At 74.0% G+C, this 18,985-nt stretch carries 17 protein-coding genes and 1 pseudogene; 10 read left to right on the forward strand and 8 right to left on the reverse strand.

The window, feature by feature from the left end; all coding sequences use genetic code 11:
* Positions 1-114 precede the first annotated feature (114 nt).
* A complete protein-coding gene (locus tag ACYVOO_RS34725; protein ID WP_461019705.1) occupies positions 115-2,166 on the reverse strand; it encodes a VMAP-C domain-containing protein in 2,052 nt (683 codons plus the stop codon).
* Positions 2,163-2,576 carry a CU044_2847 family protein gene (locus tag ACYVOO_RS34730; RefSeq protein WP_461019706.1) on the reverse strand — a complete coding sequence of 138 codons (414 nt, stop codon included), beginning with the start codon at positions 2,574-2,576 and terminating at the stop codon, positions 2,163-2,165. Before ACYVOO_RS34730 ends, ACYVOO_RS34725 begins: the two co-directional genes overlap by 4 nt.
* A 228-nt stretch (positions 2,577-2,804) precedes the next feature.
* Between ACYVOO_RS34730 and ACYVOO_RS34735 the strand changes: the two genes are divergently transcribed.
* From ACYVOO_RS34735 to ACYVOO_RS34745, 3 genes and pseudogenes are all read left to right on the forward strand, one after another.
* Positions 2,805-2,990 (forward strand): DUF6104 family protein, encoded by a 186-nt coding sequence (locus ACYVOO_RS34735; RefSeq protein WP_453345445.1) that lies wholly within the window; start codon positions 2,805-2,807, stop codon positions 2,988-2,990.
* 82 nt (positions 2,991-3,072) lie between these two features.
* A pseudogene (locus ACYVOO_RS34740) lies at positions 3,073-4,048 on the forward strand (DUF4097 family beta strand repeat-containing protein).
* 1 nt (position 4,049) lies between these two features.
* On the forward strand, positions 4,050-5,084 hold the full coding sequence (locus ACYVOO_RS34745) for a PadR family transcriptional regulator (protein ID WP_461019707.1): 1,035 nt from the start codon (positions 4,050-4,052) through the stop codon (positions 5,082-5,084).
* Positions 5,085-6,331: 1,247 nt separating this feature from the next.
* On the opposite strand, the gene ACYVOO_RS34750 is transcribed toward ACYVOO_RS34745, so the two are convergent.
* Complete coding sequence (locus ACYVOO_RS34750) at positions 6,332-7,360, reverse strand: acyl-CoA dehydrogenase family protein (protein WP_461019708.1); 1,029 nt, start codon at positions 7,358-7,360, stop codon at positions 6,332-6,334.
* Between the two features lie 6 nt (positions 7,361-7,366).
* Positions 7,367-8,572 (reverse strand): acyl-CoA dehydrogenase family protein, encoded by a 1,206-nt coding sequence (locus tag ACYVOO_RS34755; RefSeq protein WP_461019709.1) that lies wholly within the window; start codon positions 8,570-8,572, stop codon positions 7,367-7,369.
* A gap of 134 nt (positions 8,573-8,706) precedes the next feature.
* On the opposite strand from ACYVOO_RS34755, the gene ACYVOO_RS34760 reads away from it, so the two are divergent.
* The 3 genes from ACYVOO_RS34760 to ACYVOO_RS34770 all read left to right on the forward strand — a co-directional run bounded on the left by ACYVOO_RS34760 (position 8,707) and on the right by ACYVOO_RS34770 (position 11,444).
* Complete coding sequence (locus ACYVOO_RS34760) at positions 8,707-9,528, forward strand: SDR family oxidoreductase (RefSeq protein ID WP_461019710.1); 822 nt, start codon at positions 8,707-8,709, stop codon at positions 9,526-9,528.
* 77 nt (positions 9,529-9,605) lie between these two features.
* The gene (locus tag ACYVOO_RS34765) at positions 9,606-10,241 is read left to right on the forward strand and encodes a TetR/AcrR family transcriptional regulator (protein WP_461019711.1); all 636 of its coding nucleotides are present in this window, start codon (positions 9,606-9,608) and stop codon (positions 10,239-10,241) included.
* A 27-nt stretch (positions 10,242-10,268) separates the two neighbouring features.
* Positions 10,269-11,444, forward strand: a complete 1,176-nt coding sequence (locus ACYVOO_RS34770) for an acetyl-CoA C-acetyltransferase (protein ID WP_461019712.1) — start codon at positions 10,269-10,271, stop codon at positions 11,442-11,444.
* 36 nt (positions 11,445-11,480) lie between these two features.
* Here the strand turns inward: ACYVOO_RS34770 and ACYVOO_RS34775 are convergent, their stop codons facing one another.
* From ACYVOO_RS34775 to ACYVOO_RS34785, 3 genes are all read right to left on the reverse strand, one after another.
* Positions 11,481-12,083, reverse strand: a complete 603-nt coding sequence (locus ACYVOO_RS34775; protein ID WP_461019713.1) for a Uma2 family endonuclease — start codon at positions 12,081-12,083, stop codon at positions 11,481-11,483.
* Positions 12,084-12,239: 156 nt separating this feature from the next.
* A complete protein-coding gene (locus ACYVOO_RS34780) occupies positions 12,240-13,190 on the reverse strand; it encodes an SDR family oxidoreductase (protein ID WP_461019714.1) in 951 nt (316 codons plus the stop codon).
* Between the two features lie 61 nt (positions 13,191-13,251).
* Positions 13,252-14,064, reverse strand: a complete 813-nt coding sequence (locus ACYVOO_RS34785) for an SDR family oxidoreductase (protein ID WP_461019715.1) — start codon at positions 14,062-14,064, stop codon at positions 13,252-13,254.
* A gap of 146 nt (positions 14,065-14,210) precedes the next feature.
* On the opposite strand from ACYVOO_RS34785, the gene ACYVOO_RS34790 reads away from it, so the two are divergent.
* The 4 genes from ACYVOO_RS34790 to ACYVOO_RS34805 are packed head-to-tail and all read left to right on the forward strand — an operon-like array spanning position 14,211 to position 17,941.
* On the forward strand, positions 14,211-15,002 hold the full coding sequence (locus ACYVOO_RS34790) for an enoyl-CoA hydratase family protein (protein WP_461019716.1): 792 nt from the start codon (positions 14,211-14,213) through the stop codon (positions 15,000-15,002).
* 4 nt (positions 15,003-15,006) lie between these two features.
* Positions 15,007-15,969, forward strand: coding sequence for a CoA transferase subunit A (locus tag ACYVOO_RS34795; RefSeq protein WP_461019717.1), 963 nt, complete (start codon positions 15,007-15,009; stop codon positions 15,967-15,969).
* Entirely contained in the window at positions 15,966-16,796 is an 831-nt protein-coding gene (locus ACYVOO_RS34800) for a CoA-transferase subunit beta (protein WP_461019718.1), read from the forward strand. Before ACYVOO_RS34795 ends, ACYVOO_RS34800 begins: the two co-directional genes overlap by 4 nt.
* A complete protein-coding gene (locus tag ACYVOO_RS34805; protein ID WP_461019719.1) occupies positions 16,793-17,941 on the forward strand; it encodes an NAD(P)H-dependent flavin oxidoreductase in 1,149 nt (382 codons plus the stop codon). Before ACYVOO_RS34800 ends, ACYVOO_RS34805 begins: the two co-directional genes overlap by 4 nt.
* A 24-nt stretch (positions 17,942-17,965) precedes the next feature.
* Here the strand turns inward: ACYVOO_RS34805 and ACYVOO_RS34810 are convergent, their stop codons facing one another.
* Positions 17,966-18,928, reverse strand: coding sequence for a zinc-binding dehydrogenase (locus ACYVOO_RS34810; protein WP_461019720.1), 963 nt, complete (start codon positions 18,926-18,928; stop codon positions 17,966-17,968).
* Positions 18,929-18,985 lie beyond the last annotated feature (57 nt).

Here is an 18,985-nt window from a genome sequence, read left to right on the forward strand (position 1 = left end):
TCGATCGGTCGTGTCGGCCGTCAGCCGGTCGTCCCGGCCGGTGGCCGTCGGGCCGGTGGCCGTCGGGGCGGCCGGTGTGCGTCGTGGCCGTCGGGGCCGTCGGGGCCGGGCCGGTCATGGACAGTCCACGACGGTCGCCGGGGGCCCCGGCACGGGGCGGCCCGGGTCGTCGAAGAGCAGCGCCAGATGCTCGGCCCAGTAGGCGTCAGCGTCCTCCCCGTTGACCCGCTCCCGCAGCACGCGCAGTTCCTCGGGCAGCGCCCCGGCCCCGCCCGACTGCCGCAGGAGCTTCGCTGTGGCCTCGTGGAGCCGTTCGCACTCGCCGTCGCAGCCGTATGTGTGCCGCGCCGTACGGTTCCACAGCGCGAGGCCGTGCCCGGCCCTGATCGCCTCCCTGAGCGGGACGACGCTCTCCGAGGCCGGACGGCACAGTACGGGCACCGCGTCTGCCTCGGCCGTGCCGAAGGCGACGTCGCCCTCAGCGCGGACGGGCAGCGCCTGCGGACACCGCTCCGTCACCGCCTCCCAGCGGGCCTCCCACGCCCCGCCGGGCGCCCCGCCACGCCTGGCGAGATCGCGGAGGACGACCTGCCGGTGGACGCCGAAGGGACGCTCGGCCGGGTGCGGTCGCATGCTGCGCACGACCAGTTGGGCGCGCCAGAGGTGGACGTCGATGTCGAAGTGCTCCACGGGGAGGACGACTTCGAGGCGGGCGCGCCGACGGCCGGTGTCCAGGCGCCCGAACGCGGTGCGCAGCGGCTCGCTCAGCCGGTACGGCAGCTCGTGGAGTGCCGTGCCCTCACCCGACTCGCCCTCCGCCCAGGAGCGCACGCTCTCCGGTCCTTCGGTCCACACCCAGACGCGCCAGTAGAAGCGTCCGCCTCCGGGGTAGTGGGCCGGTTCCAGCTCCACCGCGACGACCGGCCCCTCGTCGCCGGGCCCGGCGGCAGCGCGCTCGGACACGGTGGCCGCGCCGAGGGCCGCACCGCCACGCCGCGACGGGCCACCGCCCGGGACCGCGTCCGGGTCCGGGTTCCTGTCCGGCCCCGGCGCCCCCGGCTCCTCGCGCGCTCCCCGTACCCCCCGTGCTCCCGGCCGGGCGAGGACGTTCTCCAGCAGCGCCCGGTGGTGCGGCACCAGTTGCGCCGCGCGGTCACGGACCCAGCACTCCAGCCGCTCCACAGGCCCCGCCGCCTCCTCCTCCGGTTCCTCGGCGCGGCAGGTACGGGCCGCGAGCAGCAGGTAGTGGAGGAAGGACATCTCGTCGCCGGTCTCGTCGCTCTCGTAGAGCCGCCCGTGCCCGTCCCGCCAGGTGCGCGGCGCGACGCCGAGCCACGGCTGCTCCTCGCCGAGCACGGTCCGCAGCACGTCGCCCACGGTGGCGGGGCCGCCTGGCCGGGGCAGCGCGGCGAGCAGGGCGAGCGCCCGCGTACGGTCCGACGGACGCCAGCGGCCGTGCTCCGGCTGCACGGGGGTCCAGGCCATGGGGCCGCCGCAGCCGTCGTGCCACTCGTCGTGCGCGCGGATCAGCCGCTCGTACGGGTCGGGGCCCAGCCCGTTCTCGCCGCCCACGGCCTCGGCCGTCTCGAAGCCGCGCAGCGCCGTCGTCGCGATGGCGAGGCCACCGTCCCTGCCGCGCCGCCGGGCCTTGACGACACCGACGACGGACCCGTGGTCGCGGTCGACCACCGGACCGCCCGAGGCCCCGTGCGGGACCTCGGTCTCGGGGCCGAGCATCATGCCGTACGGGCCGTCGGAGCCGGTGATCGCGCAGTTGCCGCTCCACTCCTGGGGCGCCTGGCCCTCCTTGGGGACGCGCCAGCCGTAGGCGGCGACACGGGCGGGCTTGTCGCCACGGTCGGTCAGCCAGACACAGGGATGGGGCACGTCGTCCAGCAGCCGTACGAGCGCGAGGTCCTGGTCCCCGTCCTGGGCGGCGGGCAGGCGGTACCCGAGCCGGGCGCCCACCCTCAGCCCGCCCGCACCGTGCACGGCGAAGGGGAGGCCGCCGTCCGGGCCGAGCCGTTCGCGCACCACGTGGAGGCAGGTCAGCACCCAGCCGGGGGCGACGAAGAAGCCGCTGCCCCACAGCGTGCCGTCCGCGTCCTCGGGGCCGAGCCGCACGGTCGCCGTGCGGGCCAGCGCCTCCAGTCGGGCGCCGGTCATCCCGCCGAACCGGCGCCGCGGCGGTCACCGTCGTCGCGGCCGTCGTCGTTGCGACGGCCGTCGCGGCCCGGGCGCCACGTGAGGGTGACCGAGACCGACGCCTTCGCCTCGCCGTCGGCCAGCATCGCGACGGCCTTGCCCGGCTTGGCCACCAGCTCGACGCCGAAGGTCGCCGTGACCTCGTCCGGGGACGCGGCGCGTGCCGCGTCGAGCACGGCGGAGCCGACGCCCGTGATGACGTCGTTGAGCGCGTCGATGCGGGAGGTGAGGGTGTCCAGGGCGCCGACGTCGTCGTACGCGAACTCGTCCTCGTCGGCGCTCGGCGGGATCTCATCGGGTTCGAGCACGCTGACGCGGGCGAGCACCGTCGTGCCGTCCGGCAGCAGGATCTCCTTGATCTCGCGATCCATCGCGTCCCCCGTCTCCCTGTGCGCCCCGCGCCTGTGCGTCCGGCCCCGTTCACGCCAACGGGCCTGTTTCCGGGCCGCGTTGACGGGCGTCCAGGCTACTGCGCGGGGTGACAGTGATCGACCCCCGCCGGCAGGGGCCGCGACTCCCGCCGGGGGACGGAGCGGAACGGGTGCCCCCGCCCCGCATACCCTGGAGCGGAACCATCCCCGGGCATTCCAGGAGCACCCGTGTACTTCACCGACCGCGGCATCGAGGAGCTGGAGAAGCGGCGCGGCGAGCAGGAGGTCACCTTCGAGTGGCTGGCCGAGCAACTGCGGACCTTCGTCGATCTGAACCCGGACTTCGAGGTCCCGGTCGAACGCCTCGCGACATGGCTGGCACGGCTGGACGACGAGGACGAGGACGAGGAGTAGACGGCTCGGCGGCGCCCCTTGCCGAGGCGGGCAACGCGACATATCGTGTCGAGTGAGAGACGCGATATGTCGTCGCGTGTCCATGCCTACTCAGGGGGAGGCCGTCGTGCCCGCCGATCGCTCGTGGCAGATCTCCACGCCGCAGACCCTCGATTTCGACGCGCCCGTCGACGAACTGCACGTACGGGTGGTGAACGGCACCGTGAACGTCGTCGGCACCGCCGGGCCAGGCGCTCGGGTCGAGATCGCGGAGGTGAAGGGGCCGCCGCTGGTGGTCGAGCGGGGAGGGCGGCACGCTGAGCGTCGCGTACGAGGATCTGCCGTGGAAGGGCTTCCTCAAGTGGCTGGACCGCAAGGGCTGGCACCGGCGGGCCGTCATCTCGGTCAGCGTGCCCGCCGGGGCGCGGCTGAGCGTCGGCGCCGTGGGGGCCTGCGCCGTCGTCTCGGGGATGGAAGGGAACACGGACGTGCGAGGGGTATCGGGCGAGACCACCCTGGTGGGCCTGTCGGGTCCGGTGCGCGCCGACACCGTCTCAGGGAACGTCGAGGCGCAGTCGCTCAGCGGCACGCTCCGCTTCAACTCCGTCTCCGGTGACCTCACCGTCATCGACGGCGGCGGGACCTCGCTCAACGCCGACTCCGTCAGCGGTGACATGGTCCTCGATCTCGCGCCCGAGCCGGGGCGGCCGGACGAGCCCACGGACATCAGGCTCACCACGGTCTCCGGGGACGTGGCCCTGCGGCTGCCCCGGCACCCCGTCGACGCCACGGTGGAGGCCAACACCACCAGCGGCGTCCTCTCCAACGCCTTCGACGAGCTGCGGGTCGACGGCCAGTGGGGCGCCAAGCGGGTGACCGGCGTCCTCGGTGACGGCAGCGGCAGGCTCAAGGCCACCACCATCTCCGGCTCCATCGCCCTCCTCCGCCGCCCCGCCCAGGCGGACCCCGAAACCGATCCTGGAACCGGCTCCGGAACCGGCTCCGGAACCGGCTCCGGAGCCGCACCCGGTTCCGGCCCCGCCGACGACGTCTCCCCCACCCTCACCAAGGACGTGTGACATGGCCCCCGTCTTCGCCCACGGCAGGCTCCGCCTCTACCTCCTCAAGCTGCTCGACGAGGCACCCCGCCACGGTTACGAGGTGATCCGTCTCCTGGAGGAGCGCTTCCAGGGGCTGTACGCGCCCTCCGCCGGAACCGTCTATCCCCGGCTGGCGAAACTGGAGGCCGAGGGCCTGGTGAACCACACCACCGAGGGCGGCAGAAAGGTTTACTCGATCACCGACGCGGGCCGCGCCGAACTCGCCGACCGGCAGGGGGAGCTGGCCGAGCTGGAGGTCGAGATCCGCGAGTCGCTGGCCGCGCTCGCCGCCGACATCCGCGAGGACGTCAGCGGTTCGGCCCGCGATCTGCGCCGCGAGATGCGGGAACAGGCGCGGCACGCCCGCGCCTCCGGGGGTGCGGGCGCGGGCGGCGCGGGGGCGCCCTGGGAGGGCTGGGGCGACAAGGAGGGCTGGCGACAGGCGAAGGAGGAGATGCGGCGCGCCAAGGAGGAGTGGAAGGAGCAGGCGCGTAAGGCCAAGCGCGAGACGCAGCAGGCCCAGCGCCAGGCCAAGGAGGCCGAGGCGCGCGCGGAGGCGGCGGAGGAGGTCCGTCGCATCGCCCGCCAAGTGCAGGACCAAGTGCAGTCGCGGGCCCGCGCGGGGGACTGGCCCGGCGCGGTGCGCGAGGGCATGTCCCAGCTCGCGCGCGAGATGGGCAACCTGGGCCGTATCACCGGGTATTCGACGGCCTGGCCCCCGTACGTCAAGCCGGATCCGGCGCCGGGTGCGGGGCCCGCTGAGGGGTGGCAGGGGCACGACGCCTGGGCCGAGGAGGACGAGGACGCGTCCGGCGAGAACCCGTCCCGCACGCTCGAACGCCTCCTCGACCGCTTCCGCGACGAGGTCCGCGACGCGGCCCGCGACCACGGCGTCACACCGGAGCAACTGCGTGAGGCGCGGCGCCATCTGTCCACGGCCGCGGCGCACATCGGCGTGCTGCTTCGTGATTCGGAGGGCAGCGACGGCCCCGGTCCAGGTGACGGGGCCCCCTAACCCGGCCTACACAGGGTTGCCGCTTCACGGGGGTGTTGCGCGGGACGGGTCCCCTTCGCGGGGTGCGGAAGGAAACGGTGGGTTCTGGTTGTCCGGGGGTGTTGCGCGGGACGGTTGGCCCGTGAGGTGGGTGCCGTAGGGTCCCGCGCTGATTTTTGTGCCGCAGCACGGGGCGCGGGGCGCTGCGCTGGGCTGGGCGCCGTTTCCGGGTGCGGCTGTGTGGCTTCGGCGCGGCGTGTGGACCGGTTGTTCGCGGCTGGCGCCGCGTGATTCTTGGTGTCCGACGGTGGCCGTGTGCGGTGTGTGGGTGGTGGGTGTCCGGTGCCGGGGTGGGGTGTCTCCTCGGCGTGAAGGTCTCGCTTACGGCTCTCCGCCGGTGACTTTCTCGACCTGCGGGGACACCCCACCCCGTCCCCGTCCCGCCGGTGACCCGCTGCTCCTCCGGGTCGGCTGGGGTCGGCTCCATGGCGTGCGGCGGCACGAAAACCAGCGCGGGACCTTACGGTTCCCGCTTCACGGGCCGACCGTCCCGCGCAACACCCCCGGTGCAGGGGTGCGCCTACCCGATTGCCCCCTGGGGTCTCGTTCGCGTGCTGCGGGCCGGTGGCACGGGTTGTGCCCACCCTCCCCCAGCTACCGCTGGGAGGTGCCCCCTCGCCGAGCGGGACGCTTGCCCACAACAGTGTGGCGAGCACCATCGTCGGCTTCCGGTGGCAGGGGCGGGCCCCTCGGCGAGGCGCCGGGGGGGCGGGCACACAACGGTGGTGGAGCCGTCACCGTCAGCTCCCCCGACAGGGGCGAAGCCCCTCCGGTACGGCACCGGCACACAGCATGGCAACAACCAAAGCGGTCACCGGCCCGAGGTTGGCCACCGAGTGGGAGGGGACGCGGTGGGGTGTCCCCGCAGGTCGAGAAAGTCACCGGCCGAAAGCCGAAAACGAGACCTTCACGCCGAGGAGACACCCCACCGCGGCACCGACCCCCACCACACACGGGCCCCATAACCACGGTCGCAACCGAGAATCACGCGGCGCCAGCCGCGTCGTACCGGTCCATACGCCGCGCCGAAGCCACCGGCCCGGCAGCCGAACACGGCGCCAAGCCACACGCGCACCGCCCCCGTGAAGCCGCACAAAAATCGGCGCGGGACCCTACAGTGCGCACCACACCGGCCAACCGTCCCGCGCAACACCCCCGACGAACCGGCAACCCCCCGTCCCCTTCCGCACCCCGCGAAGGGGACCCGCTCACCCCAGGACCGCCGCGCGGCAAGCGGCCGGCGTGCCCCACGCGCCGCGCAGGGCGCGGGCCTTGCGGAGGTGGAGCGTCAGGTCGTACTCGTCCGTGTAGCCGAGGGCCCCGTGGACCTGGAGCGCCGTGCGGGCCGCGCCGTACGCCGCGTCGGAGCAGGCCGCCTTCGCCGCGGGCAGGTCCGGGGACCCCGTGTCGCCGCGGGCGAGGGCTACGGCGGCCCCGTACAGCAGCGGCCCGGCGAACTCCAGCTCGACGGCGACCGTGGCCAGCATGTGCTTGACCGCCTGGAAGGAGCCGATGGGGCGCCCGAACTGCGTGCGGTGCGCGGCGTGCTCCACGCTGCCGTCCAGCAGCGCGCGCCCCGCGCCCAGCGTCTGGGCGGCGGTCAGCAGGGTCGCGAGGGAGCGGAGCCGCACGGTGTCGGCGGCCACGGTGCCGCCGGGGGCGGGTGCGCAGCGCGTCAGGCGGCGCACCGGGTCGATGGAGTCGCGGGGTGCGCCCTCGGGTGCCGCGAGGCGCAGGACGTGGGGCGCGCCCGCGAAGACCGGTCCGGGGTCCCCATCGTCGTCTCCGGGTGCCCGTTCCAGGACGAACGCCGCATCGGCGAGGTGTGCGTCGAGTGCGTACGGGCCCGCCGGGTCGGCGACCGTGAGCAGCGCGTCCCCGGCCATGGCGGGCCCCAGCCAGGGCGCGGCAGCCACGGCGCCGTCCCCCGCGTCGCCGGCGGCGCCCAGCGCGGCGGCCACGGCGACCGTCTCCACGACGGGGCCAGGAACGCCCGCGCGGCCCAGTTCGAAGAAGGCGGAGGCGAGTTCGGGCGGGCGGTGGCCCAGGCCCTCGCGGGCGGCGGGGACGGCGAGGGCCACGAGGCCCGTGTCGGCCAGGGAGCGCCAGAGGCGGCGGCCAGGTTCCGGGTCGCCAGCGGCCCAGGCGCGGGCCGCCTTCAGGGGCGCGGCGTCCGCGAGGAGGCGGCGCAGCGTCGAGACGTAGGCGCGGTGGTCCTCGTCGGGGTGGAAGTCCATGGCCGCTCAGCGCCCCTTCGGCAGGCCGAGCAGGCGCTCGGCGATGATGTCGCGCTGGATCTCGTTCGTACCGGCGTAGACGGGACCGGCGAGCGCGAACACCCAGCCGTCCATCCAGCCGTCCGCCCAGTCGTGCGTCCACGCGCCGTCGCCCTCCGGCCCGCGTCCCGGCTCCTCCGACGCGAACTCCCCCTCCGGGCCCAGGAGGTCGAGCGCGGTCTCGTGCAGGGCGATGTCCAGCTCGGACCAGAAGACCTTGTTCATGGAGGCCGCCGCGCCCGCGCGCACCGCCGCCTCCGCCCCCGCTTCCGGGCGCGACACCGCCGCGTACCCCGCGAGCTGGTAGGCGCGCGCCCGTATCCAGGCGTCGGCGACGCGGTCGCGCGTCGCGGTGTCGCGCGGGTCGCCTGCGCGGCGCCAGAGCGCGGCCAGGCGCGAGGCCGACGCCGTGAACCGGCCCGGCGAGCGCAGCGTCACCCCGCGCTCGTTGCCCGCCGTGGACATCGCGGCGCGCCAGCCCTGCCCTGCTTCGCCGATGACGTCCTCGTCGGGCACGAAGACCTGGTCGAGGAACAGCTCGGCGAAGGCGGGCCGCCCGTCGAGGCGGCCGATGGCGCGTACGGTGACGCCGGGCGCTACGAGCGGGAACATCAGATAGGTCAGGCCGCGGTGGCGGGACTGCTCGGGGTCCGTGCGGAAGAGGCCGAAGGCGCGGTCGGCGAACGCGGCGCGCGAGGACCACGTCTTCTGGCCGCTCAGCAGCCAGCCGCCCGTGGTGCGTTCGGCGGTGGAGCGCAGCGACGCCAGGTCGGAACCGGCCTCCGGCTCCGACCACGCCTGCGCCCAGACCGTCTCGCCCGAGGCCATGGGCGGCAGCAGACGGGCGAGCTGGCCCGGTGTGCCGTGCGCGAAGAGGGTGGGGGCCAGCAGGCTGATGCCGTTCTGGCTGACGCGGCCCGGCGCGCCCGCCGCGTAGTACTCCTCCTCGAAGATCAGCCATTCGGTGAGCGACGCGTCCCTGCCGCCGTACGCGCGGGGCCAGCCGACCACCGACCAGCCGCCCTCGTGCAGCTCCCGCTCCCACTCCCGGTGGGCGGCGAAGCCCTCCTCCGTCTCCAGCGAGTGCAGGGGTGTACGGGGCACGTGCGCCGTCAGCCAGGCGCGGGCCTCGGCCCTGAAGGCGTCCTCGGCCTCGGTGAAGTCGAGATCCATGACGGGGTGCTCGCCTCCTTCCCTAACAAGTGTTTGGTAGATTAACGTGGCCGCCAGCGGCCCGTCGAGAGGCCGGCGCCCAGAGGCGCACGCCCGACGCGCGACGCAAGGAGACACGAGGGGAGCGGCACCACATGACGGACACCCCGGAGCCCCGGAGCGGCGCGCTGGCCCCCTCCTACGTACCGGCGCACGGCCTGCTCACCGGCCGCACCGTCGTCGTCACCGCGGCGGCGGGCAGCGGCATCGGCGGGGCCACGGCGCGGCGCGTCCTGGAGGAGGGCGCCGAGGCGGTCGTCGTCGGCGACACCCACGAGCGGCGGCTGCGCGAGACCGAGGAGTCGCTGGCCGGGGAGTTCGGCGCCGAGCGCGTCAGCGCGCTGCGCTGCGACGTCACCCGCGAGGAGGAGGTGACGGCGCTGCTGGACCTGTGCGTGCGGCGCTACGGACGGCTCGACGTCCTCGTCAACAACGCCGGGCTCGGCGGCACGGCCGACCTCGTCGACATGACCGACGACCAGTGGAGCAGGGTCCTGGACGTCACGCTGAACGGCACGTTCCGCTGCACCCGCGCCGCCCTGCGCGTCATGCGGGAGCAGCCTGGGCCGCGGCGGGGCGTGATCGTCAACAACGCCTCGGTCGTGGGCTGGCGCGCGCAGCGCGGGCAGGCGCACTACGCCGCCGCGAAGGCGGGCGTGATGGCGCTGACGCGCTGCGCGGCGGCGGAGGCCGCCGAGTACGGCGTCCGCGTCAACGCCGTCTCCCCCAGCCTGGCCATGCACCCGCATCTGGTGAAGGTGACCACCCCGGAGCTGCTGGCTGAACTGACCGCCAAGGAGGCGTTCGGGAGGTACGCGGAGCCGTGGGAGGTGGCCAACGTGATCGTCTTCCTCGCGGGCGACTACGCCTCGTACATGACGGGCGAGACCGTCGCGGTCAGCAGCCAGCGGGCCTGACGCACGCGCCGCGCCGCGCTGGGCGGGCCCGCAAGGAACCGCGCCGGCCCCGAGGACACCCCGAGGACAATGGACCCATGCCGACGAAGAAGACTCCAGCGCCGAACGCAGCGCGGCCCCGGCGCTCCGAACTGCTGGCCACGGCCGCCGAGGTGTTCGCCGAGCAGGGCTACGACGCGACCACCGTCCGCACCATCGCGGACCGCGCCGGGATGCTCGCCGGGAGCCTCTACTACCACTTCGACTCCAAGGAGTCGATGGCGGACGAGATCCTCAGCTCCTTCCTCACCGAGCTGTGGGAGGGCTACGAACGCGTCGAGGACGCCGGGCTCGCGCCGCGTGCCACGTTCGAGGGACTTGTCACGGAGTCCTTCCGTCAGATGGACAGGCACCGCCCGGCCGTCGCGCTCTACCAGAAGGAGGCCCGGCGGCTGTCGGCGCTGCCGCGGTTCGCGTATCTCTCCGACTCGCAGCAGCGCTTCCAGAAGCTGTGGACGCGGACGCTGGAGCGCGGCGTCGAGGAGGGCGACTTCCGCGCCGACCTGGACGTTCCGCTCGCGTACCGCTTCGTGCGGGACACCGTCTGGGTCGCCGCGGTCTGGTACCGGCCCGGCGGGCGCAAGAGCGCGGCGGAGATCGCCGCGCAGTACACGTCGATGGTGCTCGACGGCATCGCCGCCGACACCGGCGAGGACACCGGCAAGGACACCTGAAGAGCAGACCCGAGGAGTGTGAGCGCGATGGCGCGCGGCGGCGGAGCAGGCGAGGCGTACGTGGTCGAGGCGGTGCGCACCCCCGTCGGCAAGCGGGGCGGCGCCCTGTCTGCCGTCCACCCGGCGGACCTGGGCGCGCACGTGCTCGGCGCCCTGATGGAACGCTCGGGCGCCGATCCGGAGGCCGTGGAGGACGTCGTCTTCGGCTGCCTGGACACGGTGGGCCCGCAGGCGGGCGACATCGCGCGGACGAGCTGGCTGGCGGCCGGGCTGCCCGAGTCCGTCCCCGGGGTCACCGTGGACCGGCAGTGCGGTTCGTCGCAGCAGGCGGTGCACTTCGCCGCGCAGGCGGTCCTGTCGGGCACGGCCGAGCTGGTGGTAGCGGGCGGCGTGCAGAACATGTCGCAGGTCCCGATCGCCTACGCCTCGCGCGAGGCGGCCGTACCGCTGGGCCTGACGGAGGGCCCGTTCCACGGCTCACGGGGCTGGCGGGCCCGCTACGGCGACGCGCCCGTCGACCAGTTCAACGGCGCGGAGATGATCGCGCGGCAGTGGGACATCTCGCGCGAGGACATGGAGCGGTGGGCACTGCGCTCGCACCGGCGCGCTGTGGAGGCGATCGACGGGGGACGCTTCGCGCGGGAGACGGTGCCCTACGGCGACCACGCGACGGACGAGGGGCCGCGCCGTGACACGAGCGCGGAGAAGATGGCGGGGCTCAGCACCCTGGTCGAGGGCGGGCGGCTGACCGCTGCCGTGTCATCGCAGATATCCGACGCGGCCTCGGCCGTGCTGCTGGCCTCCGAGGAGGCCGTCCGCGTCCACGGGCTCACCCCGCGCGCCCGCGTCCACCATCTGTCCGTGCGCGGCGAGGATCCGCTGCGGATGCTCTCGGCGCCGATCCCGGCGACCGCGCACGCGCTGAAGAAGGCCGGGATGACGATGGACGACATCGATCTGGTCGAGATCAACGAGGCGTTCGCCTCCGTCGTCCTCGCCTGGCTCCACGAGACGGGCTGCGACCCGGACAAGGTCAATGTGAACGGCGGCGCCATCGCGCTCGGGCATCCCCTGGGCGCCACGGGGACGAAGCTGCTGACGACGCTGCTGCACGAACTGGAGCGCACCGGCGGCCGTTACGGCCTCCAGACCATGTGCGAGGGCGGCGGCCAGGCGAACGTCACCATCATCGAGCGGCTGTAGCCCCCTCGCCCCTCCCCCTCGCTCCTGGCCGGGGACTCAGAACTCGGCGGTGTCCAGCTCGAAGCCGAGGGGATCGGGGAGCGCGATCTTCTTGGAGAACTTCGCCTGGACCCGCCGGGTGTACTCCTCGCCCTTCGGCTCACTGTGCACGACCACCTCATCGGCCTCACGGTCGATCAGAAGATAGACCGGAATGCCCGCGCGCGCGTACCCCCGCAGCTTCGGCCCACGATCGATATCCCCCGTAGAACGGGACGTCACCTCGCCCACGAGCAACGCGGGAGACGGATCGTGGAACTCCTGCCCATCACTGAAGCTGCCCTTGGGGGCGACGACCAGATCCGGAATGATCTTGCCGGTCGGAGAAGCACCGGGGATGAGCAGCCCGAGCCCGGTGAAATTGCGGAGCGTCTCTTCTGTTCCCGTTCCCCGCACCGTCACCTGGTGCGAAAGCTCGGAAACGATTTCCTCATGCTCGCCATTGGCGGGTGGCACCACGCGGATCTCCCCTTCGACCAGTTCCACGCGCCACCCTTCCGGGGCTGCCGCATCGAACGCTTCGAAGGCGTCCTCCACCGACGGCACCTTGCTGCCGTCGACGACCGCGTCGGACTCACGCTCGGGGGCTGTCAGTGCCACGGTGGACCTCCTTCGTCACGGAGCGACACTTCCAGGTTAGCGGCGTGAGTGCGGTCGTATCGGCGTACGACTCCCTCGAACGTGTGTCAGGAAACCTTTCCGCAGCTCAGAGCGCTGCCGCCCGTGCTAGTGACCCACGGTGACGCTCACCCCGTGTCATCCCCGCGCCCCGTACACCCGCTCGGGCTCCGGCGACTTCGCGACGAGGCCGCGTACCGCCATGTCCAGCTCGGACGGGTCCCAGCGCGCGCCCTTGTCCGCCTGCGCTGCACGGCGCCAGCCGTCCATGAGGGTGACCCGGCCCGCCTCGGCCTCGAAGACGCGGCCCGTGATGCCGTGCGAGGCGGCGGAGCCGAGGTAGACGACGAGGGGCGAGACGTTGTCCGGGGCCATGGCGTCGAAGCCGTCGTCGGGGGCCGCCATGTCCTCGGCGAAGGTGCGCTCGGTCATCCGGGTCCTGGCGGCCGGGGCGAGCGCGTTGACCTGCACCCCGTAGGGCGCGAACTCCTCCGCCGCGACCAGCGTGAGCGCCGCGATGCCCGCCTTGGCCGCGCTGTAGTTGCCCTGCCCTACGCTGCCCGCGAGCCCGGCGCCCGAACTGGTGTTGACGACGCGCGCCTCGGGCACGCGGCCCGCCTTCGCCTCCGTGCGCCAGTGGGCCGCCGCGTGCTTCATCGGCAGGAAGTGCCCCTTGAGGTGGACACGGATGACCGCGTCCCAGTCGTCCTCGTCGAGGTTGACGAGCATGCGGTCGCGCAGGAACCCCGCGTTGTTGACGAGGGTGTCCAGGCGTCCGAAGCGGTCGAGGGCCGTGCGGACGAGGTGTGCGGCGCCCTCGCCCGTGGCGATGTCGTCCGTCGAGACGGCCGCCTCGCCGCCCAGCGCGCGTATCTCGTCGGCGACCAGGGCCGCGGGGGCGTCGTCCGCTTCGGCCGAGCCGTCGAGGCCGACGCCGAGGTCGTTGACGACGACGCGGGCGCCCGCGCGCGCGAAGGCCAGCGCGTGCGCCCTGCCGAGCCCGCGGCCAGCCCCGGTGACGACGACGACCCGTCCCTCGGCGATACGGGGGCCGCCGGGGGCGCGGGATTCTGACGGTGTGGCGGGCATGGTCTCTCCTTCGCGTCGGGCGCGCCCGGCTGTTCTCGGCTGCTCTCGGGCGGGCGCGCGGTCAGGGCCTGTTGACGTTCGCGGCGTCGAGGAACGCGGGCCGCTCCCCTCCCCCGTGCACGGCGAGGGACGCGCCGGTGATGTAGCGGGCGCTGGGCGAGGACAGGAAGACGCAGGCGTCGCCGACCTCCTCCGGGTCAGCGAGCCGCCCCAGCGGCACGGTGCGCGAGACCGCGTCGACGCCGTCCTCGTCCCCGTAGTGCAGCTGCGTCAGCTCGGTGCGGACCATGCCGAGGACGAGGGTGTTGACCCGTACGCCGTCACCGGCCCACTCCACGGCCAGCGAACGCGCGAGGTTGTCGAGGCCCGCCTTCGCGGCTCCGTAGGCCGCCGTGCCCGGTGAGGGGCGGGTGCCGCTGACGCTGCCCACCATCACGATGGAGCCGCCGCCCTCCTGCGCGCGCATCACGGCGTGCGCGGCGCGGGAGAGGTGGAGCGGCGCGAGGAGGTTCAGCTCGATGACCCGCGCGTGCTGGGCCGCCGCGCCCTCGGCGGCGTAGCGGAAGGGCGTGCCGCCGGCATTGTTGACGAGGACGTCGAGCGATCCGTGCTCGCGGGCGATACGGGCGCACAGTTCCTCGGCGGCGGCGGGATCGCGTACGTCGAGGGGGAGGTAGCGCGCGCTGCGGACGCCCTCGGCGTCGCCGGAACCGGAACCCTCCCCGTCGCCGGGCCCCTCCCCGTCCCGCACGCTCACCGGGCGGTCAGGCGCCCTGCGTCCGCACACCACGACCTCGGCGCCGGAGCGCAGGAGCGCCCGCGCGATGCCCGCGCCGACCCCTCGTGTGCCGCCCGTGACGAGCGCGACCGTCATCCTCCGGCTCCCCTCCCGACGCCCCGATGCCCCGACGTCCCGACATCCGACGTGGCTCGTCGGACCACCTGTCCGCTTCCCCGGTGAGGGGGCCGCTGCTATGGTCCGCCAAGCAAACGTTAGGTGGAAAGGTAGCTGATCCAGCCATGGGTGTCTCCACCTCCCGCCCGGAAGGGCACGACGGGGTCGCCGTCGTCACCGTCGACTTCCCACCCGTCAACGCGCTGCCCGTCAGCGGCTGGTACGAGCTGGCCGACGCGCTGCGCGCCGCGGGCCGCGACGCGCGCCACCGCGCCGTCGTCCTCACCGCCACCGGGCGCGGCTTCAACGCGGGCGTCGACATCAAGGAGATGCAGCGCACGCGGGGCCACGCCGCGCTCATCGGCGCCAACCGCGGCTGCTACGAGGCGTTCGCCGCCGTCTACGAGTGCGCGGTGCCCGTCATCGCCGCCGTGCATGGGCACTGCCTGGGCGGCGGCATCGGCCTGGTGGGCAACGCGGACGCCGTCGTCGCCACCGAGGACGCCACCTTCGGGCTGCCCGAGCTGGACCGGGGCGCGCTCGGCGCGGCGACGCATCTGTCGCGGCTCGTCCCCGGACATCTGATGCGGGCGCTGTACTACACGGGGCGCACCGTCGGGGCGCGCGAGCTGGAGCGGTACGGCTCGGTGTGGGCCGTCGCGCCCGACCGGGAGCGGCTGCTGGCGGCGGCGCTGGAGCTGGCGGACGCGATCGCCGCCAAGGACGGCTACCTCCTGCGCCTCGCGAAGGAGGCCCTCAACGGCATCGACCCGGTGGACGTGCGCCGCAGCTACCGCTTCGAGCAGGGCTTCACCTTCGAGGCCAACCTCGAAGGCGTCTCCGACGCGCACCGCGACGCCTTCGTCTCCCGCGAGCCCCGCGAGCCCCGAAACTCCCACTCCCACGAGGGGAAGTGACGCGATGACCACCGGCCACCACACGGACACAACCGCAGACACAGGACCCGCGGCGGACGGTTCCGGCAGCCGTCCCGCCGTCGACAAGGTCCTCACCGCGGACGAGGTCGCGGCCCGCGTCGAGTCCGGCATGACCGTCGGCATCGGCGGCTGGGGCTCGCGCCGCAAGCCGATGGCGCTGGTACGGGCCCTGCTGCGCGGCGGCGCGAAGGACCTCACACTGGTGAGCTGCGGCGGCCCCGACGTCGGGCTGCTGGCCGCCGCCGGACGGCTGCGCAGACTCGTCGCACCGTTCGTCACCCTCGACTCGGTGCCCCTCGAACCCCACTTCCGCGCGGCGCGCGAGTCGGGCGCCCTCGACTTCGAGGAGTGGGACGAGGCGATGTTCCTGTCCGGGCTGACGGCCGCGGCGCAGCGGCTGCCCTTCCTGCCCGTACGCGCGGGCCTCGGCGCCGACCTGCTGCGCCTCAACCCCCGGCTGCGCACCGTCACCTCGCCGTACGAGGACGGCGAGGAGCTGCTGGCGGCGCCCGCGCTGACGATGGACGTGGCCCTGGTGCACGTCAACCGCGCCGACCCGCGCGGGAACGGCCAGTACCTGGGCCCCGACCCGTACTTCGACGACCTGTACTCGGAGGCGGCCACCCACACCTATGTCTCCTGCGAGGAGATCACCGACCACCTCGAAGGCCCGCCCCAGACGCTGCTGCTCCAGCGCCAGAACGTGTCCGGGGTCGTACGGGCGCCCGGCGGCGCCCACTTCACGGGGTGCGCGCCCGACTACGGCCGCGACGAGGCGTTCCAGCGCGCCTACGCGAAGGCGGCGGCGGACCCGGGGACGTGGCGGGAGTTCACGGAGCGCTTCCTCTCGGGCGACGAGACGGAGTACCGGCACGCGGTCGCCGCCTTCGCGGCGGAGGAAGGCCGCGCCGCACACGAGACCACACACCAGGGGGAGCGCAAGTGAAGAGGACCGCGGCACCGCAGACGTCGGACCCGGACAGCCCTGCCCCCGGGGTCACCCGCGCCGAGCACTGCGTCATCGCTTGCGCCGAGGCGTGGCGCGGCGACGGCGAGATCCTGGCGGCCCCCATGGGCACCGTCCCCCGCGTCGCGGCGCGGCTGGCCCGCCGTACCTTCGCGCCCGAGCTGCTGCTGACGGACGGCGAGGCCCTGCTGACCCGCGAGGACCCGGGCTCGACGGACTCGGCCCTGGATACCGTCGAGGGCTGGCTGCCGTACCGCAAGCACCTCACGCTCACCGCTGGCGGGAAGCGGCACGTGATGATGGGCGCGAGCCAGCTCGACCAGTACGGCAACCAGAACATCTCCGCCATCGGCGACCCGCACCGCCCCAGGCGCCAGCTCCTCGGCGCTCGCGGCGCCCCGGTCAACACCCTCAACAACCCGGTCTCGTACTGGATACCGCGCCACTCCCCCCGCGTCCTCGTCCCGCGCGTGGACGTCGTCAGCGGGGTCGGATACGACCGCGCGGCCGAGGCGGGCCCCTCCGCCACCCGCTTCCACGAGCTGCGCCGGGTGGTCACGGACCTGGCCGTGCTCGACTTCGCGACGCCGGACCACCGGATGCGGCTGGTGAGCGTCCACCCCGGGGTGACGGTGGAGGAGGTGCGGGAGCGCACGGGCTTCGACCTCGCACTCGCCGAACCCGGCCCCGGCGGTCCGCGGGCGGGCGAGGTGCCGTACACCCGCGACCCCACGCCCGAGGAGCTGCGCCTGATCCGCGAGGTGATCGATCCGCACGCCGCACGCGACCGCGAGGTCTCCCCATGACACCCCCGCCACCACCCGCACCCTCCCCTCCGGGCCCGCTCCGTACACCGCTCACCGAACTGACCGGCGTGCGCCACCCCCTCATCCAGACCGGCATGGGCTGGGTCGCGGGCCCCCGGCTCGTCTCGGCGACGGCCGAAGCGGGCGCCCTCGGCATCCTCGCCTCCGCCACCATGACGCTCCCCCAGCTCCGCGACGCGATCACGGAGGTACGCACGCGCACGGGCGGAGCGCCCTTCGGCGTCAACCTGCGCGCCGACGCCTCGGACGCAGCCGACCGTGTACGGCTGCTCATCGACGAGGGCGTACGCGTCGCCTCCTTCGCGCTCGCGCCCTCGCCCGAGCTGATCGCCCGGCTCAAGGAGGCCGGTGTCGTGGTCATCCCGTCCGTCGGCGCGGTGCGGCACGCGCGCAAGGTCGAGTCGTGGGGCGCGGACGCCGTGCTGGTGCAGGGCGGCGAGGGCGGCGGCCACACCGGGCAGGTCGCCACGACCGTGCTGCTTCCGCAGGTCGTGGACGCCGTCGGCATCCCCGTCATCGGCGCGGGCGGCTTCTTCGACGGGCGCGGGCTCGCCGCGGCGCTCTCCTACGGCGCGGCGGGCGCGGCCATGGGCACCCGCTTCCTGCTGACGGCGGAGTCGACGGTGCCCGACGCCGTCAAGCGGCGCTACCTCGAAGCGGCCGTCACCGATGTCACCGTCACCACCCGCGTGGACGGGCTCCCGCACCGGATGCTGCGCAGCGAGATGGTCGCGGCGCTGGAGTCGTCGGGCCGCGCCGCCTCGCTGCTGCGGGCGCTGCGGCACGCCGCCGCGTTCCGGCGGCTGACGGGGATGTCCTGGCGCCGCATGCTGCGGGACGGGCGCGCCCTGCGCCACGGCAAGGACCTCTCCCTCAGCCAGACGCTGCTCGCCGCGAACACGCCGATGCTGCTGAAGGCGGCCATGGTGGACGGCCGTACGGACGCCGGGGTCATGGCCTCGGGCCAGGTCGCCGGGGTCATCGGGGACCTGCCGACGTGCCGCGAGCTGGTGGACTCCACCGTCGCCGAGGCCGTCGCCGTCCTGACCTCGCTGGCGCGCACCGCAGTGGTGACGGAGGAACAGCGGACGGAGGAGGAGGGCGCGGAACCCTTCTCACCGTGAACCGTGAGGGGCCCGGCCCGACGTTCAGACCGTGAGCACGACCTTCCCGAAGAGGTCGCCCTCGGCCATCTTCGCGAAGCCCTCGCGTGCCCGGTCGAGCGGCAGCGTCGAGTCGATCACCGGGCGCACGCCCTTGGCGGCGCAGAAGCTCAGCAGGGAGGCCAGCTCCTCCTTGGTGCCCATGGTCGAGCCGACAACGCGCAGTTCCAGGAAGAAGATCCGGTTCAGCTCGGCAGCGGGCGGGTTGGGGCCGCTGGTGGCGCCCGAGATGACCAGGGTGCCGCCAGGCCGCAGCGACTTCACCGAGTGCGACCACGTCGCCGCGCCCACCGTCTCCAGCACCGCGTCCACGCGCCGCGGCAGCCGCGCGCCGCTCTCCAGTGCCGCCTCGGCGCCCAGTTCGACGGCCCGCTCGCGCTTGGCCGCGTCGCGGCTGGTGGCGAAGACCCGCAGCCCCGCCGCCGCGCCGAGCACGATCGCCGCCGTGGCGACGCCGCCGCCCGCGCCCTGGACCAGGACGCAGTCGCCCGGCCGTACGTTCGCGTTGGTGAAGAGCATCCGGTAGGCGGTGAGCCAGGCCGTGGGCAGGCAGGCCGCCTCCTCGAAGGACAGCTCCCGCGGCTTCGGCACGACGTTCCACCGGGGCACGGCCACCCGCTCGGCGAAGGTGCCCTGGTACTTCTCGGTGAGGATCGACCGCGGCTCGTCCGGGCCCACGCCGTGGCCGCTCTGGCCGATGACGGAGTGCAGGACGACCTCGTTGCCCTCGGCGTCCACGCCCGCCGCGTCGCAGCCGAGGATCATCGGCAGCGACTTCTCGCTCAGCCCCACCCCGCGCAGCGACCACAGGTCGTGGTGGTTGAGCGACGCGGCCCTCACGTCGACCGTCGTCCACCCCTCGGGGGCCGTGGGCTCGGGGCGGTCACCCAACTCCAGCCCGTTGAGCGGCTGGTCCTTGTCGATGCGCGCGGCGTAGGCAGCAAACATGATCCGACGCTACGCCCGAGTAGCCCGGTCGTTGAAGACCCCGCTCCGCGAAGCGAC

The organism is Streptomyces daliensis (genome assembly GCF_054782395.1).

Coding starts and splice junctions, on each gene's coding strand:
- ACYVOO_RS34725 (WP_461019705.1), bottom strand. CDS start 2,166: ATGACCGGCGCCCGACTGGAGGCGCTGGCCCGCACGGCGACCGTGCGG.
- ACYVOO_RS34730 (WP_461019706.1), bottom strand. CDS start 2,576: ATGGATCGCGAGATCAAGGAGATCCTGCTGCCGGACGGCACGACGGTG.
- ACYVOO_RS34745 (WP_461019707.1), top strand. CDS start 4,050: ATGGCCCCCGTCTTCGCCCACGGCAGGCTCCGCCTCTACCTCCTCAAG.
- ACYVOO_RS34750 (WP_461019708.1), bottom strand. CDS start 7,360: ATGGACTTCCACCCCGACGAGGACCACCGCGCCTACGTCTCGACGCTG.
- ACYVOO_RS34755 (WP_461019709.1), bottom strand. CDS start 8,572: ATGGATCTCGACTTCACCGAGGCCGAGGACGCCTTCAGGGCCGAGGCC.
- ACYVOO_RS34760 (WP_461019710.1), top strand. CDS start 8,707: ATGACGGACACCCCGGAGCCCCGGAGCGGCGCGCTGGCCCCCTCCTAC.
- ACYVOO_RS34765 (WP_461019711.1), top strand. CDS start 9,606: ATGCCGACGAAGAAGACTCCAGCGCCGAACGCAGCGCGGCCCCGGCGC.
- ACYVOO_RS34770 (WP_461019712.1), top strand. CDS start 10,269: ATGGCGCGCGGCGGCGGAGCAGGCGAGGCGTACGTGGTCGAGGCGGTG.
- ACYVOO_RS34780 (WP_461019714.1), bottom strand. CDS start 13,190: ATGCCCGCCACACCGTCAGAATCCCGCGCCCCCGGCGGCCCCCGTATC.
- ACYVOO_RS34785 (WP_461019715.1), bottom strand. CDS start 14,064: ATGACGGTCGCGCTCGTCACGGGCGGCACACGAGGGGTCGGCGCGGGC.
- ACYVOO_RS34790 (WP_461019716.1), top strand. CDS start 14,211: ATGGGTGTCTCCACCTCCCGCCCGGAAGGGCACGACGGGGTCGCCGTC.
- ACYVOO_RS34795 (WP_461019717.1), top strand. CDS start 15,007: ATGACCACCGGCCACCACACGGACACAACCGCAGACACAGGACCCGCG.
- ACYVOO_RS34805 (WP_461019719.1), top strand. CDS start 16,793: ATGACACCCCCGCCACCACCCGCACCCTCCCCTCCGGGCCCGCTCCGT.
- ACYVOO_RS34810 (WP_461019720.1), bottom strand. CDS start 18,928: ATGTTTGCTGCCTACGCCGCGCGCATCGACAAGGACCAGCCGCTCAAC.